This is a genomic window from Streptomyces sp. NRRL S-646 (genome assembly GCF_000720765.1).
Taxonomy (GTDB): Bacteria; Actinomycetota; Actinomycetes; order Streptomycetales; family Streptomycetaceae; genus Streptomyces.
Map to the genome: position 1 here is coordinate 140,948 of NZ_JODC01000014.1, position 15,613 is coordinate 156,560.

Annotated in this window: 15 protein-coding genes; 11 read left to right on the plus strand and 4 right to left on the minus strand. The window is 70.3% G+C overall.

From position 1 onward, the window contains the following. Positions 1 to 39: 39 nt before the first annotated feature. Together IH68_RS0134770 and IH68_RS0134775 are read right to left on the minus strand one after the other, a co-directional pair. The gene (locus IH68_RS0134770) at positions 40 to 2,967 is read right to left on the minus strand and encodes a hypothetical protein (RefSeq protein ID WP_030943067.1); all 2,928 of its coding nucleotides are present in this window, start codon (positions 2,965 to 2,967) and stop codon (positions 40 to 42) included. Continuing rightward, a complete protein-coding gene (locus IH68_RS0134775) occupies positions 2,967 to 4,814 on the minus strand; it encodes an HSP90 family protein (RefSeq protein WP_030943068.1) in 1,848 nt (615 codons plus the stop codon). Before IH68_RS0134775 ends, IH68_RS0134770 begins: the two co-directional genes overlap by 1 nt. 168 nt (positions 4,815 to 4,982) lie before the next feature. Here IH68_RS0134775 and recG point away from each other — a divergent pair, with 168 nt between their 5' ends. The 8 genes from recG (at position 4,983) to mutM (ending at position 12,279) form a co-directional block, all read left to right on the plus strand. Further along, positions 4,983 to 7,202: an ATP-dependent DNA helicase RecG gene (gene recG, locus IH68_RS0134780; protein WP_030943070.1), complete on the plus strand. Its 2,220-nt coding sequence runs from the start codon at positions 4,983 to 4,985 to the stop codon at positions 7,200 to 7,202. A 75-nt stretch (positions 7,203 to 7,277) separates the two neighbouring features. Then, positions 7,278 to 7,901 carry a 16S rRNA (guanine(966)-N(2))-methyltransferase RsmD gene (gene rsmD / locus IH68_RS0134785; RefSeq protein WP_078912748.1) on the plus strand — a complete coding sequence of 208 codons (624 nt, stop codon included), beginning with the start codon at positions 7,278 to 7,280 and terminating at the stop codon, positions 7,899 to 7,901. Between the two features lie 26 nt (positions 7,902 to 7,927). Then, entirely contained in the window at positions 7,928 to 8,407 is a 480-nt protein-coding gene (gene coaD, locus IH68_RS0134790; protein ID WP_030943075.1) for a pantetheine-phosphate adenylyltransferase, read from the plus strand. Positions 8,408 to 8,465: 58 nt separating this feature from the next. Beyond that, positions 8,466 to 9,518 carry an ATP synthase F0 subunit B gene (locus IH68_RS0134795; protein WP_030943079.1) on the plus strand — a complete coding sequence of 351 codons (1,053 nt, stop codon included), beginning with the start codon at positions 8,466 to 8,468 and terminating at the stop codon, positions 9,516 to 9,518. A gap of 132 nt (positions 9,519 to 9,650) precedes the next feature. Further along, positions 9,651 to 10,295 (plus strand): YceD family protein, encoded by a 645-nt coding sequence (locus tag IH68_RS0134800; RefSeq protein WP_030943084.1) that lies wholly within the window; start codon positions 9,651 to 9,653, stop codon positions 10,293 to 10,295. A gap of 2 nt (positions 10,296 to 10,297) precedes the next feature. Further along, positions 10,298 to 10,471 (plus strand): 50S ribosomal protein L32, encoded by a 174-nt coding sequence (gene rpmF / locus IH68_RS0134805; RefSeq protein ID WP_007493396.1) that lies wholly within the window; start codon positions 10,298 to 10,300, stop codon positions 10,469 to 10,471. A 7-nt stretch (positions 10,472 to 10,478) separates the two neighbouring features. After that, positions 10,479 to 11,327, plus strand: coding sequence for a ribonuclease III (gene rnc, locus IH68_RS0134810; RefSeq protein WP_037885739.1), 849 nt, complete (start codon positions 10,479 to 10,481; stop codon positions 11,325 to 11,327). Between the two features lie 91 nt (positions 11,328 to 11,418). Continuing rightward, the gene (mutM, locus tag IH68_RS0134815; RefSeq protein WP_030943090.1) at positions 11,419 to 12,279 is read left to right on the plus strand and encodes a bifunctional DNA-formamidopyrimidine glycosylase/DNA-(apurinic or apyrimidinic site) lyase; all 861 of its coding nucleotides are present in this window, start codon (positions 11,419 to 11,421) and stop codon (positions 12,277 to 12,279) included. On the opposite strand, the gene IH68_RS0134820 is transcribed toward mutM, so the two are convergent. After that, positions 12,252 to 12,653, minus strand: coding sequence for a winged helix-turn-helix transcriptional regulator (locus tag IH68_RS0134820; protein ID WP_030943095.1), 402 nt, complete (start codon positions 12,651 to 12,653; stop codon positions 12,252 to 12,254). The two genes, mutM and IH68_RS0134820, sit on opposite strands and share 28 nt — an antisense overlap. 108 nt (positions 12,654 to 12,761) lie before the next feature. On the opposite strand from IH68_RS0134820, the gene IH68_RS0134825 reads away from it, so the two are divergent. Further along, positions 12,762 to 13,343, plus strand: coding sequence for a flavodoxin family protein (locus tag IH68_RS0134825; RefSeq protein ID WP_030943098.1), 582 nt, complete (start codon positions 12,762 to 12,764; stop codon positions 13,341 to 13,343). Between the two features lie 54 nt (positions 13,344 to 13,397). On the opposite strand, the gene IH68_RS0134830 is transcribed toward IH68_RS0134825, so the two are convergent. Further along, positions 13,398 to 14,501: a CAP domain-containing protein gene (locus tag IH68_RS0134830; protein WP_030943101.1), complete on the minus strand. Its 1,104-nt coding sequence runs from the start codon at positions 14,499 to 14,501 to the stop codon at positions 13,398 to 13,400. A gap of 168 nt (positions 14,502 to 14,669) precedes the next feature. Here IH68_RS0134830 and IH68_RS0134835 point away from each other — a divergent pair, with 168 nt between their 5' ends. After that, positions 14,670 to 14,951 carry an acylphosphatase gene (locus IH68_RS0134835; RefSeq protein WP_078912750.1) on the plus strand — a complete coding sequence of 94 codons (282 nt, stop codon included), beginning with the start codon at positions 14,670 to 14,672 and terminating at the stop codon, positions 14,949 to 14,951. A 382-nt stretch (positions 14,952 to 15,333) separates the two neighbouring features. After that, complete coding sequence (locus IH68_RS0134840) at positions 15,334 to 15,537, plus strand: hypothetical protein (RefSeq protein ID WP_016432419.1); 204 nt, start codon at positions 15,334 to 15,336, stop codon at positions 15,535 to 15,537. Positions 15,538 to 15,613: the final 76 nt, after the last annotated feature.

The following is a 15,613-nucleotide window of genomic DNA, read 5'->3' on the forward strand; positions in this document are numbered from 1 at the left end:
CCGCGCGGTGCTCGCCTTCCGGGCTTCCGGACTCCCCCCTCAGCCCGCCCCCTGCTCCTCCACCACCTGCAGCATCTGTTCTGCCTCCGCCTTTCGGTCCTGTGCCGTCTCGTCCTCGTCGTCCGCGCCGTCGTATGCGGCGAGGACTGCGTGCGCGCGTGCCGCTGCTCGGGTGGGGCGGGCGAGGTCGGCCTCCAGCCAGCCTGCGGCGAGTTCGGCGCCGGTGCGGCTGTCCAGGGCGTCGTCGCCGAGGGAGGCGAACACTGCGATCGCCTCGGTGACCTGGGACAGGGCGTCCTCGAGTGCCGCCCGGATCGAGTCGTCGTCGGCGTCCTCCGTGGCGGAGCGGGCGAGCAGGTCGCCGAACTGGCGGTGGGTGTGGCCGAGTTCGGCGACGAGCCGCTGCCGGGCCTCCTCGTCCGGGCCGGCGGTGCCCAGCGCCGCCTCGCACTCCCGCACCGCGCCCGCCATCAGTTCCCGTGCCGCGTCCGTTCCGTCCTCCGCGCGCAGCGCGAGCCAGGCACGCGCGCGCAGGGAGCGTACGAGGCCGTGGACGTTGCCGAGCGAGCGCCACAGTTCGCCCGCGCGCGCGTACGCCTGGTCCGCCTCGGCGGGCAGTCCCGCCGCTCCGAGGGACTCGGCCGCGAGGTGGGCGAGCGTGGCGTGGTCGTGCTGCTCGGGCCAGTGGCGGGCGATCTCGGCGGCCTGCAGCCGCCGTTCGGCCGCCTCGCGGTGCTCGCCGAGTTCGCTCAGACAGTCGCCGAGCCACCACTGCGTCTGCACGACGGCGCCGTCCCCGTGCGTCTCGGCACTCAGATCGGGCAGCGCCGACTCCAGCACCTCCGCCGCCTCGGCCCACCGCTCCTGCCGTAGCAGGAACCCGCCGAGCTGCTGCCGCGCCCAGGCGCCGATCGTCGGGCCCTCGCCCGCCTCGTCGGCCCAGTGCGCCGCCTCCAGGGCATGCTCGGCGGCCTCCACGGACAGCCCCCGGCCGCCCAGCACCTCGGCGAGCTGCAGGTGCAGCTGGGCCCGCCCGACCGCCTCCAGATGCGCCCCGCCGTGCTCCAGAGCCGCCCGCAGCGCCCGTTCCGCCCCCGAGATGTCGCCCAGGTGATGCGCCAGGCCGGCCAGCCGTGCCTCGTACTCCACCGCGAACCACGGCAGCCCGGCCCCGACGAACCCGGCCGTGGCCCGCCCGAACAGCTCCACGGCCGTCTCCAGGTCACCGCCGCGCACCGCCAGCTCCGCGAGCATGGCCTGAGCCTCGGCCTCCCGCGAGGCGATCCGCACATCGTCCCCGGTGTACCCGCCGACCAGCGCGAGCAGTTCACGTACGGCACTCTCGGCGTCGGCGAGAACCGTTTCCCCAGCCGGCTCGCCCGCCTCCTGCACCCGCCGCATCAGGATCCGCGCCCGGCCCATCAGCACGGACGCCGTCTGCCGTACGCCGGTGGCGTCGTCGGCGTACAGCGCCAGGACCTGGTCGTAGGGCTCGGCGACCGCCGCCAGCGCTTCGTCCACCCGGCCGGACAGTGCGCGTACGTAGGCCGCACGCGTGCGTGCCGCCAGCGCCTCACCGGGGTCGCCGGCCTCCGCGTACAGCTCGGCGGCCCGTTCGAAGAGTGCGGCGCCCTCCGGGCCCCGGTCCATCGCCTCGTGGTCCGCGATCTCCGCGCGGTCCCTGGCGTCCAGCTCGACGCCCTCGGCGGCACGCGAGACGGCCGCCCAGGCGTCCATGGCGTTCGGCTGGAGGGTGTGCGAGAGCCGGCGCGCCGCGGCCAGCAGGGCGGGCAGGTCCGGCGCTTCCTCCGTCACGGCGGTCGGCGCCGCCACCGGGGGCGCGGAGACCGGGCGCGTCGCCCGAACCCCGAGCGGCAGCCGATCGACCGGCGGCCGCTGCGCCATACGCGCGCGTGCCCGCTCGCTGACGTACGAGTTGCCGTTGCGCTCGTCGAAACGCGCGGCCAGGGCGAGCGCCTCGGTACGCGCGTGCGTGCCGAGTTCCCGCGCCGTCCACGTCCGGCCGGCCGGTCCGGGCACCTCACGGTCGCCCAGCTCCGCTTCGCCCAGCCGCTCCATGAGCAGCGCCACCACGCTCAGGAAGTCCAGCCTGCTGCGTGGATGCCCGGTGTCCGTGAAGTACGCCGGCCGCTCCGCGAGCAGTTCCAGGCCACGCGCCTCGTTGCCGGTCAGCGCGCAGAATTCCACGTGGTCCGCGTACGCGCCCCGCATGCTCTCCATGCCCCGCACCAGCCGGAAGCCCCGCAGATGGTTCGCGCGCGCCTCATCCGTGCGGCCCAGCCGCAGCAGGGGCACCAGGGACGACGCGAGCACCGTGTGCGGCTCGTGCGCGCACGTGAACTCGCCCTCCAGGACCGGCCGCCACAACAGCAGCGCCTCCGCGTCCCGCCCCTGCTCCGCCTGCCACCAGCCCTGCCCGTGCAGCTCGCACGCATGGCAGTCGGCCATGCTGTCCCGGTCGGCGGCCAGCCACGCGGCGTACGCCCGCTCCGCGCGCGCGATGTCCCCGATGTGCGCGGCCACGCTGAACTCGGCACTGCGCACGGCCCGTTCGGAGTGCCCGGCGAGCCGGTAGCGGTGCTCCATCTCGCCCAGCCACTTCTCGATCGAGGCGAGCGGCACATGCGGCTGGTCGAGCATGCCGGACGACATCCACTTGAAGACCCAGTGCAGCGAGTGCACCTCGTACTCGTCGAAGTCCCCGGGCCGCTCGTCCCACATACGCAGCAGACGCGCGAAGGGGACGAACATCTTGTCCTTCTCGGAGCTGTAGTTGTAGACCTTCAGCTGATGCCCGAGCGCCTCGATCACGGCGAGCGGGATTCCCAGCTTCTCGGCCTCGGCGAGCAGCTGCTCCGCGCGCGCGTTGCGTACGGGGCCCTCCGGCCGTTCGGAGTTCTCCGCCATCGCGCGGCGCAGGGAGTCGAAGTCCGTGATCCCGCTCATCAGTTGCCGTCCTCCCCGTGGGTCGCCCATTCCAGCAGGCCGATGAACGCCCGGTTCAGCAGCGCCGTGTCCGCCGGCCGCAGCGGGCGCTGCGCCATGAGCAGTGCCTGCCCGTACAGGGACTCGGTGGCGGTGCCGATCAGTTCCGGGTCGCCGAGCGAACTGATCCGCCGGATCAACGGGCTGAGGTGGTTGAGCACGAGACGCGCGCGTGGGGCGCTGCCGCGGAGCGACCCCAGGATGCCCGCCCAGAGGTCGTCGGCCTGTTCCTCGGCCTCGGCGCGGGCCTGTTCGTGGCGGGCCGCCCGGTCGTCCAGGTGCAGGGCGGGAACGGAGAGCGGGTGGAAGGCCCGCAGGACCACATCGCACCCCAGGGGGTCGAGTTTCGCCCGCGCGGCCGCCAGGAAGCCGGACAGGGCCAGCTCCTCGGCCGGGTCCACCGCGTCCAGATGCGCGGTCACCGTGTCGGCGTCCAGCTCCGCGACCACCGTCCCGGGCCGCACCGACGGCAGCGCCTCGACCAGCTCACTGTCGTACGTGTAACCGCCGTTGATCACCCCGACGCCCTGCGCGGACGCGATCGGTGCGACCTGCCGGTACTCCTCCACGGTCCGCGTGAAGTGCACCACCGGGTGCCGCTGCGCGAACTCCTCCAGCGACAGTTGTCCGTCGGTGGTCTCGAAGGGCAGCCACGGCAGCATCGTCCGCAGCATCTCCTTGTCGTGCCGCGCCAGGGACTTCACACCCAGGTGGTGCACCGACAGGAAGGCCGCCAGCCGTTCCGGATCGCCGGCCGCAAGCCCGGTCAGCCAGGACCGAATCCTTGTCCCCAGCGCCTCCCGTACGGCCGCCAGCGTCTCGTCCTCGTACAGCGACTCGCGCGAGGCCGTGGGCCGCAGACTGTCGGTGTCCAGCACGCACCGCACGAAGAACGCCCAGTCCGGCAGCAGCTGTTCGGCCCGCTCGGTCAGCAGCATGCCCTTCAGGTGCACGCGATGCGTCGCCCGCTGGGCGGGGCTCACGGCCGAAGGCAGAACGTACGCCACACCGCGGATCCCGGCGAGCGGCACGTTCAGCTCGATCGAGTCGAGCGGGGTGAAGCCGAACAACTCATGACAGTGCCGCGCCAGGGCCACACGCCGGTTGGCGGGGGAGGGGTACGACCGGTCCCAGGGCGCCGGGAGGTCGGTGACCGCCTCGTCGCCGACCCGGACGTCGTACGGCAGCAGTGACCCGAAGTCCCGCGCCAGGGTGAGCACCCGCTCGGGCGCGAGCCACTCGCCGGCCCCCGCCCGCGCCACCAGGTGCACGGTGGTGCCCGGTTCGGGCCGCGCCTCCTGGGGCAGCGTCCGCACGGTGTACGAACCGTCGTCGCTCGCCGTCCACTCCACGACAGCCGCGTCCGGCGTACGGGCGCTGCGGCTGACGACCCGGATCCGCTCGGCGACCACGAAGCAGGCCAGCAGTCCGATGCCGAACTGCCCGAGGAAGTCGGAGCGGACCTCCTGGATGCCGTCGGCGATCCCGTCGGTCCGCTTGGAACTGCGCCCGATCGTGGCCAACAGGGTGTGCACGTCAGCCTCGGTGAGCCCGACTCCTGTGTCCTCGACCCGGAGGGCACCCGTCTCCGCGTACAGCCGCACCCGCGCCGGCGCGTCGGGCTGCTCCGCGCGTCGGGCGGTGATGGCGTCCACGGCGTTCTGCAGCAGCTCCCGCAGATAGACCTTGGGACTGGAGTAGAGGTGATGGGAGAGCAGATCCACCAGCCCACGCAGGTCGACCTGGAACGTATGAGGCGGCTGGGGTGACTGGGACGGCTGGGATGACTTCGAGGTCTGGGAGTCCATCGTCGCAGCGCCGGTGGGGGGAAGTTCGCGACGGCGCGGGGTCGGGCGGTCCCAGGTGGGGCGGTGACCGCGGGGGATGGCCGGAGCGCGCCATCCTAAGGCCGGAACGAGCCGTCTGACCAGGGGTTTCACGGGACGTATACGGGATTGTCAGTGGCGTGGTGTGCAATGGATCTCGTGCCCGCACTGGAAGAACCACTGAAGCAACCACTGAAGTCAGTGCTCGGCCCCGCCACCGCGAAGGTGATGGCCGAGCACCTCGGCCTGCACTCCGTCGGCGACCTCCTGCACCACTACCCGCGCAGATACGAGGAGCGCGGTCAGCTCACCCACCTCGCCGACCTCCCCATGGACGAGCACGTCACGGTGGTCGCGATGGTCGCCGACGCCCGCCTGCACACCTTCGCCTCCGCCAAGGCCCCCCGCGGCAAGGGCCAGCGCCTCGAGGTCACCATCACCGACGGCAGTGGCCGCCTCCAACTGGTCTTCTTCGGTCATGGCGTCCACAAGCCCCACAAGGAACTCCTGCCGGGCACACGCGCGATGTTCGCGGGCAAGGTCTCGGTCTTCAACCGCCGCCTGCAACTCGCCCATCCCGCCTACGAGTTGCTACGAGGAGACAGTGACGAGACGGTCGAGACCTGGGCCGGCGCCCTCATCCCGATCTACCCCGCCACGGCCAAACTGGAGTCCTGGAAGATCGGCAAGGCGCTCCAGACGGTCCTGCCCACCGCCCAGGAGGCCATCGACCCGCTGCCGGAGGGACTCCGCGAGGGCCGCGGCCTGGTCTCCCTCCCGGAGGCCCTGCTCAAGATCCACCGCCCGCACACCAAGGCCGACATCGAGGACGCCCGCTCCCGCCTCAAGTGGGACGAGGCCTTCGTCCTCCAGGTGGCCCTCGCCCGCCGCAGGCACGCCGACGCCCAACTCCCGGCGGTCGCCCGCAAACCCAAACCCGACGGCCTCCTCACCGCCTTCGACGACCGCCTCCCCTTCACCCTCACCGAGGGCCAGCAGAAGGTCTCCAAGGAGATCTTCGACGACCTGGCGACCGAGCATCCGATGCACCGGCTGTTGCAGGGCGAGGTCGGATCGGGAAAAACCATGGTGGCCCTCCGCGCCATGCTCGCCACGGTGGACGCCGGCGGCCAGGCCGCCATGCTCGCGCCCACCGAGGTGCTCGCCCAGCAGCACCACCGGTCCGTCGTCGAGATGATGGGCGACCTGGCCGAGGGCGGGATGCTGGGCGGGACCGAGCACTCCACCAAGGTGGTGCTGCTGACCGGATCCATGGGCGCCGCCGCCCGCCGCCAGGCCCTGCTCGACCTGGTCACCGGCGAGGCCGGAATCGTGATCGGCACGCACGCGCTGATCGAGGACAAGGTCCAGTTCCACGACCTGGGCCTGGTCGTCGTCGACGAACAGCACCGCTTCGGCGTCGAACAGCGCGACGCCCTGCGCGGCAAGGGGAAGCAGCCCCCGCACCTCCTCGTCATGACGGCCACCCCCATCCCGCGCACGGTCGCCATGACCGTCTTCGGCGACCTGGAGACCTCCGTCCTCGACCAGCTCCCCGCAGGCCGCTCGCCCATCGCCTCGCACGTCGTCCCGGCCGCCGACAAGCCCCACTTCCTTTCCCGCGCCTGGGAGCGGGTCCGCGAGGAGGTGGGCAACGGCCATCAGGCATACGTCGTGTGCCCCCGCATCGGCGACGAGGAGGACGATCCGAAGAAGTCCGGCAAGAAGAAATCCCCGGAGGACGAGGCCGAGAAGCGCCCCCCGCTCGCCGTCCTCGAAGTGGCCGACCAGCTCGCCAAGGGCCCGCTCCAGGGCCTCCGCGTCGAGGTCCTGCACGGCAGGATGCACCCCGACGACAAGGACGCGGTCATGCGCCGCTTCGCCGCCGGCGACACCGACGTCCTGGTGGCCACCACGGTCATCGAGGTCGGCGTCAACGTCCCGAACGCCACCGCCATGGTGATCATGGACGCAGACCGCTTCGGCGTCTCCCAGCTCCACCAGCTGCGCGGCCGCGTCGGCCGCGGCTCGGCCCCCGGCCTCTGCCTCCTGGTCACCGAGATGCCCGAGGCGAGCGCAGCCCGCCAGCGCCTGACCGCGGTCGCCTCCACCCTCGACGGCTTCGAACTCTCCCGCATCGACCTGGAGCAGCGCCGCGAGGGCGACGTCCTGGGCCAGGCCCAGTCGGGCGCCCGCACCAGCCTCCGCGTCCTGGCGGTCATCGAGGACGAGGAGGTCATCGCGGAGGCGAGGGAGGAGGCGGCGGCAGTGGTGGCGGCGGATCCGGAGCTGAGCAGCCTTCCGGGCCTGCGTACGGCCCTGGACGCCCTTTTGGACGAGGAACGGGAGCAGTACTTGGAAAAGGGGTAAGCGGAAGCGCCCCTGTAAGGGGCGCGGGGCTGCACTCCATGTGCGGCTACCGCCGCCGGGGCGCGACCAGCCACAATGGACCTGAAGCCGCCCCACAAACGAGGACCAAAGATGACCCGCGTGATCGCCGGCGCAGCCGGCGGACGTCGCCTCGCCGTGCCGCCAGGCAATGGCACCCGCCCCACCTCCGACCGCGCACGCGAGGGCCTCTTCTCCACCTGGCAGTCCCTCCTGGGCAGCCCTCTGGAAGGCGAACGCGTCCTCGACCTCTACGCCGGCTCCGGCGCCGTAGGCCTGGAGGCCCTCTCCCGAGGCGCGAGCCACACCCTCCTCGTCGAGGCGGACGCCCGCGCCGCCCGGGTCATCCGCGAGAACGTCAGATCTCTCGGACTCCCCGGCGCCGAAGTAAGGGCAGGCAAAGCCGAACAGATCATCCAGGCCCCGGCGCCGACACCGCCGTACGACCTCGTCTTCCTCGACCCCCCGTACCGAGTCACGGATCACGATCTTCGCGAGATTCTCCTCACACTCCGCTCGGGAGGCTGGCTCGCGCCGGAGGCGATCGTCACCGTGGAGCGCAGCACCAGAGGCGGCGAATTCAGGTGGCCCGAGGGTTTCGACGCGGTCAAGGCCCGTCGCTACGGCGAGGGAACGTTTTGGTACGGTCGCGCCGCCTCTACGTGCGAAGACGCACGATGACCGGACCGGAGAGCGAGGGATCACTAGTGCGCCGCGCCGTCTGTCCCGGGTCGTTCGACCCGATCACCAACGGACACCTCGACATCATTTCCCGTGCCTCTCGTCTGTACGACGAGGTCTATGTCGCGGTCATGATCAACAAGTCCAAGAAGGGCCTGTTCGAGATCGACGAGCGGATCGACATGATCCGTGAGGTCACCGCCGAGTACGGCAACGTGATCGTCGAGGCCTTCCACGGTCTCCTGGTCGACTACTGCAAGGAACGCGACATCCCGGCCATCGTCAAGGGCCTCAGGGCGGTCAGCGACTTCGACTACGAGCTGCAGATGGCCCAGATGAACAACGGCCTCTCGGGCGTCGAGACGCTCTTCGTGCCGACCAACCCCACCTACAGCTTCCTCTCCTCCTCGCTCGTCAAGGAGGTCGCGACCTGGGGCGGAGACGTCTCCCACCTGGTGCCGCCGATGGTCCTGGAGGCCCTCAACAAGCGCCTCCGCAAGGACTGATGGGGCTACAGTCGTCCCGTCCGTCTCCAACACAGCTGTAGAGAGTGGCGAGCACACGGTGGACGTGCAGAAGAAGCTCGACGAGATCGTCGCCGCGGTCTCCGGCGCCCGGTCGATGCCCATGTCGGCCTCGTGCGTGGTCAACCGCGCCGACCTGCTCTCGATGCTCGAAGAGCTGCGCGAGGCGCTGCCCGGCTCCCTCGCCCAGGCCCAGGAGCTGATCGGCGACCGCGAGCAGATGGTCGAGCAGGCCCGTCAGGAGGCCGACCGCATCATCGGCCAGGCGCACCAGGAACGCGGCTCGCTGATCTCCGACACCGAGGTCGCCCGCCGTTCCCAGGCCGAGGCCGAGCGCATCCTCGCCGAGGCCCGTCAGGAGGCCGAGGAGGTCCGGGCGGAGGCCGACGACTACGTCGACTCCAAGCTCGCCAACTTCGAGGTCGTCCTCACCAAGACCCTCGGCTCCGTGGGCCGCGGCCGCGAGAAGCTCCTCGGCACCGGGCCGGGCCTCGACGAACAGGGCTACGAGGACGAGGACGCCCCCGAGCGCAGCCACGACCCCGAGACCCTGCGCAAGGACGCCGATGCCTACGTCGACGTCAAGCTCGGCGCCTTCGAGGCGGTCCTCGCCAAGACCCTGGAGGCCGTCGGCCGCGGCCGCCAGAAGCTGCACGGCCGTATCGCCACCGACGACCTCGGTGCCCTCGCCGACGACGTCACGTCCTTCCAGCACTCCAGCGACGCCGACTACCTGGCCGACCTCGCCGCCGTCGCGGAGCCGAAGCCCCCGGCCGAGCAGCCCGCCCAGCAGCAGGACTACGGCCGGCCGCAGCCGGCGTACGGCTATCAGCAGCAGACCGACCCGTACGGCGGCGCGTACCAGCAGCAGGCGTACGGCCAGCAGGACGCGTACGGCTACCAGCAGGCCGACCCCTATGCCTACCAGGGCTACGACGCCCAGCAGGCGGCGTACGACCCCGGCCAGGCGCAGCAGGGGCATCAGGCGCATCAGGCGCACCAGTCGTACGCCCTCGACGAGACCAGTCTCTTCGACACCGGCATGATCACGCCCGAGCAGCTGAGGGCCTACGAACAGGGGCGCGGCCAGTAAGCAGCCACCGGATTGGGCCGTGAGCGAATGGTCCAGTATCCTGGCTCTTCGGTCGCGTGTACGTCCGCGATCAGCGCTGCCCAGGGACACCGAGGGGCAGCGTCCCCCTGAGCTGGAAGATCGAAAGCAGGAATGGCTCTGAACGCCCGCCTCGACCACCGCAAGCCTCTCGTGTTCGACACACACGAGCTGGGGCGGCGGCCTGGTGCGCTGCAGCGCCTGACCCGCGAGATCGACGCTCCCAGGGATCTCGGGATCGCGGGAGTCATCGGAGTGCCGGAAGGCGCCCCGGTGGAGCTCGAACTCCGCCTCGAGTCGGTCATGGAAGGTGTGCTTGTCACAGGCACCGCCCGTGCACAGGCCGAGGGGGAGTGCGTAAGGTGTCTGGAGCCGCTTCAGCTGGACCTCGAAGCGGAATTCCAGGAGATGTTCTCGTACCCTGACGCCGATGACCGGGGCCGCCCCAAAGCGGAGCCGGCCGACGACGCCGAGGAAGACGAGGACAGGCTCTTCATCGAGGACGGCCTGTTCGACCTCGAGCCCGTGCTGCGCGATGCGGTGGTGCTCGCACTGCCGATGCAGCCGGTGTGCCAGGAAGACTGTCCCGGTCTGTGCTCCGAGTGCGGAGCACGGCTGGCGGACGACCCGGACCACCACCATGACGCCGTCGACATCCGTTGGGCGGCACTGCAGGGACTCGCCGGTTCACTCGGAGACGGCGAGAAGGACGAGATGAGCGGCGCCGAAGCGGGCGTCGACGAGAAGCAGGAGAAGTAGCCGTGGCTGTTCCGAAGCGGAAGATGTCGCGCAGCAACACGCGCCACCGCCGGTCGCAGTGGAAGGCTGCGGTCCCCACCCTGGTTGCGTGCGAGCGCTGCCACGAGCCCAAGCTGCAGCACATCGCGTGCCCGTCTTGCGGCACCTACAACAAGCGCCAGGTCCTCGAGGTCTGAGCGGCTGGTGAGAGGCACCGTGTCCACTGCCAAGAAGGCGGATGACGCCAAGGCGGACCCAACCGCCAGGAAAAAGTCGGACAACACAGCCTCGTCCCACACGCTTCTGGAAGGGCGGCTCGGGTACAAGCTCGAGTCCGCCCTTCTGGTGCGAGCGCTGACCCACCGTTCGTACGCGTACGAGAACGGCGGTCTGCCGACCAACGAGCGGCTGGAGTTCCTCGGGGACTCCGTGCTCGGTCTCGTGGTCACGGACACGCTGTACACCACCCACCCCGACCTGCCCGAAGGCCAGCTGGCCAAGTTGCGGGCCGCGGTGGTCAACTCGCGTGCGCTGGCGGAGGTCAGCCGAGGGCTCGACCTGGGCTCCTTCATCCGGCTCGGCCGGGGTGAAGAGGGCACGGGCGGCCGGGACAAGGCGTCCATCCTCGCCGACACCCTTGAAGCGGTGATCGGCGCTGTCTATCTCGACCAGGGTCTCGATGCGGCGAGCGAGCTCGTCCACCGGCTCTTCGACCCGCTGATCGAGAAGTCCTCCAACCTCGGAGCCGGCCTGGACTGGAAGACCAGCCTCCAGGAGCTCACCGCGACCGAGAGTCTCGGCGTGCCCGAGTACCTGGTCACGGAGACCGGCCCCGACCACGAGAAGACCTTCACTGCTGCCGCCCGCGTCGGAGGCGTCTCGTACGGCACCGGCACCGGCCGCAGCAAGAAAGAGGCGGAGCAGCAGGCCGCGGAATCCGCGTGGCGGTCCATCCGGGCCGCAGCGGACGAGCGCGCCAAGGCGGCGGCCGAGGAGGTCGCAGCCGAGAAGGCTGCCCAGGACGGCGAAGGACCGTCGTCCGTCTCCGCCTGACGAACGTCTCTGTCTGACGAACAGCGACCCGAGCGCCCATCCCACCCCGGGGCGGGCGCTCGGCTCATCCACAGTCCGTACGGGGGGTCCGATGCCCGAGTTGCCCGAGGTCGAGGTCGTCCGGCGCGGCCTGGAGCGGTGGGTCGCCCACCGCGTCGTCGCCGACGCCGAGGTGCTGCACCCGCGTGCCGTACGCCGTCATGTGGCCGGCGCCGACGACTTCGCGCACCGCCTCAAGGGTCACCGCATCGGCGTCCCCAGCCGCCGCGGCAAGTACCTGTGGCTGCCCCTGGAGGACACCCACCAGTCGGTCCTAGCTCACCTCGGCATGAGCGGCCAGCTGCTGGTCCAGCCGAACGCGGCCCCGGACGAGAAGCACCTCAGGATCCGCGTCCGCTTCGCCGACGACCTCAAGACGGAACTCCGCTTCGTCGACCAACGCACCTTCGGCGGCCTGTCGTTGCACGACAACACCCCCGAGGGCCTGCCCGATGTCATCGCGCACATCGCGCGCGACCCCCTCGACCCGCTGTTCGACGACGAGGCCTTCCACCAGGCGCTGCGCCGCAAGCGCAGCACCATCAAACGGGCCCTGCTGGACCAGTCGTTGATCAGCGGAGTCGGCAACATCTATGCGGACGAGGCCCTTTGGCGCGCCCGCATCCACTACGAACGTCCCACCGCGAGCTTCACCCGCCCGCGCACCGCCGAACTCCTCGGCCACATCAGGGATGTGATGAACCAGGCCCTCGCCGTGGGCGGCACCAGCTTCGACAGCCTGTACGTCAACGTCAACGGGGAGTCCGGCTACTTCGACCGGTCGCTGGATGCGTACGGCCGGGAGGGTCTGCCCTGCAAGAGGTGCGCCACGCCGATGCGGCGGCGCCCCTGGATGAACCGGTCCAGCTACTTCTGCCCGAAGTGTCAGAGGTCGCCGCGCGTGGTGTCGTAGCGCTCGCGTGCCGAAAGGACGTCGGTCATGCGGCCCTCCAGCAGGTGGATGAGGCTCAGCAGCCGCTCGGCGACCTCGTGTCCGAGAGGGGTCAGCTCGTAGTCCACGCGGGGCGGGTTCGTCGGCTGGGCCTCGCGGTGCACCAGGCCGTCGCGCTCCAGCGCGTGCAGGGTCTGGGAGAGCATCTTCTCGCTCACGCCGTCGACACGGCGGCGCAGCTCGTTGAAGCGCAGCGAGCCCTCGTGCAGGGCGCCGAGGGTGAGAGTGCCCCAGCGTCCCGTGACGTGCTCCAGGGTGCCGCGCGAGGGACACGCCTTGGCGAACACGTTGAACGGGAGGTCCTGCGCCTGCGGGCGCTCCTGCGTGCTGTCCATTCCTCAAGCGTACTCGAACGCAGCGCTAACCGGCAGGTTGCACTAACTGAAAGTTAGTGCTTTCCTTTCGTCATTGTCAGCGACCCGCTCATCTCAGGAGTACGCATCGTGACCATCCCTGTTGTCTCCATCGCCTACCACTCCGGCTACGGCCACACCGCCGTCCTCGCCGAGGCCGTCCGTGCCGGTGCCGTCGAGGCGGGCGCCGAGGTGCATCTGATCAAGGTCGACGAGATCACCGACGAGCAGTGGGCGCTGCTGGACGGCTCGGACGCCATCGTCTTCGGCTCGCCGACCTACATGGGTACGGCGTCCGGCGCCTTCCATGTCTTCGCCGAGGCGTCGTCGAAGCGCTGGTTCGGGCAGGACTGGAAGGACAAGCTGGCGGCCGGCTTCACCAACTCCGGCTCCAAGAGTGGCGACAAGCTGCACACCCTGCAGTTCTTCCAGATCCTCGCCGGTCAGCACGGCATGCACTGGGTCAACCTGGGCCTGCACCCGGGCTGGAACAACAGCGAGGGCTCCGAGCACGACCTCAACCGCCTCGGCGTCTTCGCCGGCGCTGCGGCCCAGACCAACGTCGACGAGGGCCCGGACGCCGTACACAAGGCGGACATCCAGACCGCCGAGCACCTCGGCCGCCGGGTCACGGAGACGGCGCGGGTGTTCCTGCTGGGTCACGCCGCCTGACGTCCGTAAGGGGCGTGAAGGGGAGCAGAAGGGAGTAGAGGGGAACAGAGGGGACTAGTACCCGAAGTCCTGCGTCCACCACGGGCCGCCCGACCCGAAGTGCACACCGACGCCCAGCGTCTTGAAGTCGCAGTTCAGGATGTTGGCCCGGTGGCCGGGGCTGTTCATCCAGGCCTCCATCACGGCGGCCGCATCGGTCTGGCCCCGGGCTATGTTCTCGCCGCCGAGGTTGGATATGCCGAGCTTCGCCGCCCGGTCCCACGGCGAGGCGCCGCTGGGGTCGGTGTGGTCGAAGAAACCGTCGGCGGCCATGGCGTCGCTGAACTTCTCCGCCAGCTCCGACAGGGTGCTGTTGGCGGAGACCGCGCTGCAGCCGACCTTGGCCCGCTCCTCGTTGACCAGCTTGAGCACCTCCGCCTCGGCGGCGGCCTGTGCGGAGACCGCCACCGGGGCGGTGGTCTGCTTGGGCGGCTTGGTCTGCTTCGCCGGAGGCGTCGTCTTCGGCTTCTTGGTGGGCGTGGTCTTCTGCTTCTTCGGCGGCGCCTCGGTCGGCGCGGCCGAAGAGGTCGAGGGGCTGGGCGAGGGTGAGGCCGAGCGGTCGGCGTCGCGGCTCGTCGAGGAGCCCTCGTCGCGGCCGGCGGCGCTGCCGGACGTGCCGCCCTGCTCGGTCGCCGAGTTGGTCGGCGTGTTCGCGGCCTGCACCTTGTCGGAGCTGCCGCTGCCGCCCAGCTTGTAGTTGTCGAGGCCGGGCATGGCACCCGTGGCGACCGCGACCGTACCGATGGCGACGGCGGCGGAGACCCCGAGCAGACCGGTACGCATCGGAGTCACGGCCTTCCTCCGGCGGCGCGATCCCCCTCGCCGGGAGCCCTTGTCGGGTGTGTACCCGTGCTCCGGGAACACCGTCGCGTAGTCGTCCTCGCTGGCGAACAGGTACGCGGCGCTTCGCGCGGAGGCCTCGGCGTACTCCGTGGAGTGCAGATACGGGGCGGTGCCCAGGGTGGGCCGCTCGTCGCCCGCGCCGGCCTCCGGCGGGTCGTAGCTGTACGAGTACTGCTGGGGGTCGTAGCTGCTCGCGTACGAGCCGTCCCTACCTGTGACCCCCGTGGCGCGGCCCGTGGCGGCGCGGCCGGCGGCGGAGCGTCGGTGGCGTCCCATGTCTTGGCCTTCCTCGTCCTTGCGATCAACGTGTCCCATATGATCTTGCGGGTGACCCAACTCACTCGATCGAGTGAGTTTCATATGAGATTCATTGGGTGGGGACGGTACCGCATGGCGTCAGAGGAGGAAGTGTCCCGAGAGACATTGGCCGGTTAGGTTGCACCCATGAGCGAGGATGTGCGACTGGTTGCCTGGGTGCGGGGACGCGTCCAAGGTGTGGGTTTTCGCTGGTTCACGCGGGCCAAGGCCCTCGAGCTCGGCGGCCTGAGTGGTTTTGCTCTCAATTTGGGCGACGGACGGGTCCAGGTGGTCGCCGAGGGCCCCCGGGAGCGGTGCGAGGGACTGCTCGGCTGGCTCCAGGGCGACGACACGCCCGGCCGCGTCGAGGGTGTCACCGAGATCTGGGACACACCTCGCGGGGGGTACGACGGCTTCGCCATCCGCTGAGCCGATTCTGTAAAGAGCCCCGGGTGCAAGCGGACGGACATGCCGCGGGCAGGTGCCCGGAGCAGAAATTGCCTGGTGGTTGCCAAGAACTGCTTGTCGTGGCAGGCTGCGCACCCAAGAATGATCGCCACGCCCTGAGAGCCCCGCAGGAGCCGCAGCGCCGCCGTCTCAGGCCGCGCGCCCACGGGTTGCCCGCCAATACAGGGCGTGATCGTGTTGACCGTCAAACTTTTTGGTGAGACGCTGAAAGCACCCCGCGCACCTTAGCTGTTTGGCATGGATGAACGGCAGCATGAACTCAAGAGTGTCAAGCACCGCGGGTGCGATTCCCTCACGACCCACACCGCTTCGGTCGGTCACTCAGTGTGGAGGACCATCCATCATGGCAAAGGCGCTTCTCGGTTACGTCGGCGGCTCCGACCCTCGACTCCTCGCCGAGATGCGACGGCTCCAGCAGCGCGTCCAGGACCTGGAATCCGAGCTCGTACGGATCCAGGCTGAGAACGACGCGCTCGCGGCTGCCGCTTCTCACGACAGGATCATGGAGAGCATCGACGCACACCAGGCGGAGCCTGCGCTCACCTGATCACTGCATCGCACCACGACAGCAGTGGTTGGGCCGCCCGTATCAACCGCTAAGTTGTCAGAGTTCAGAGTTTGCA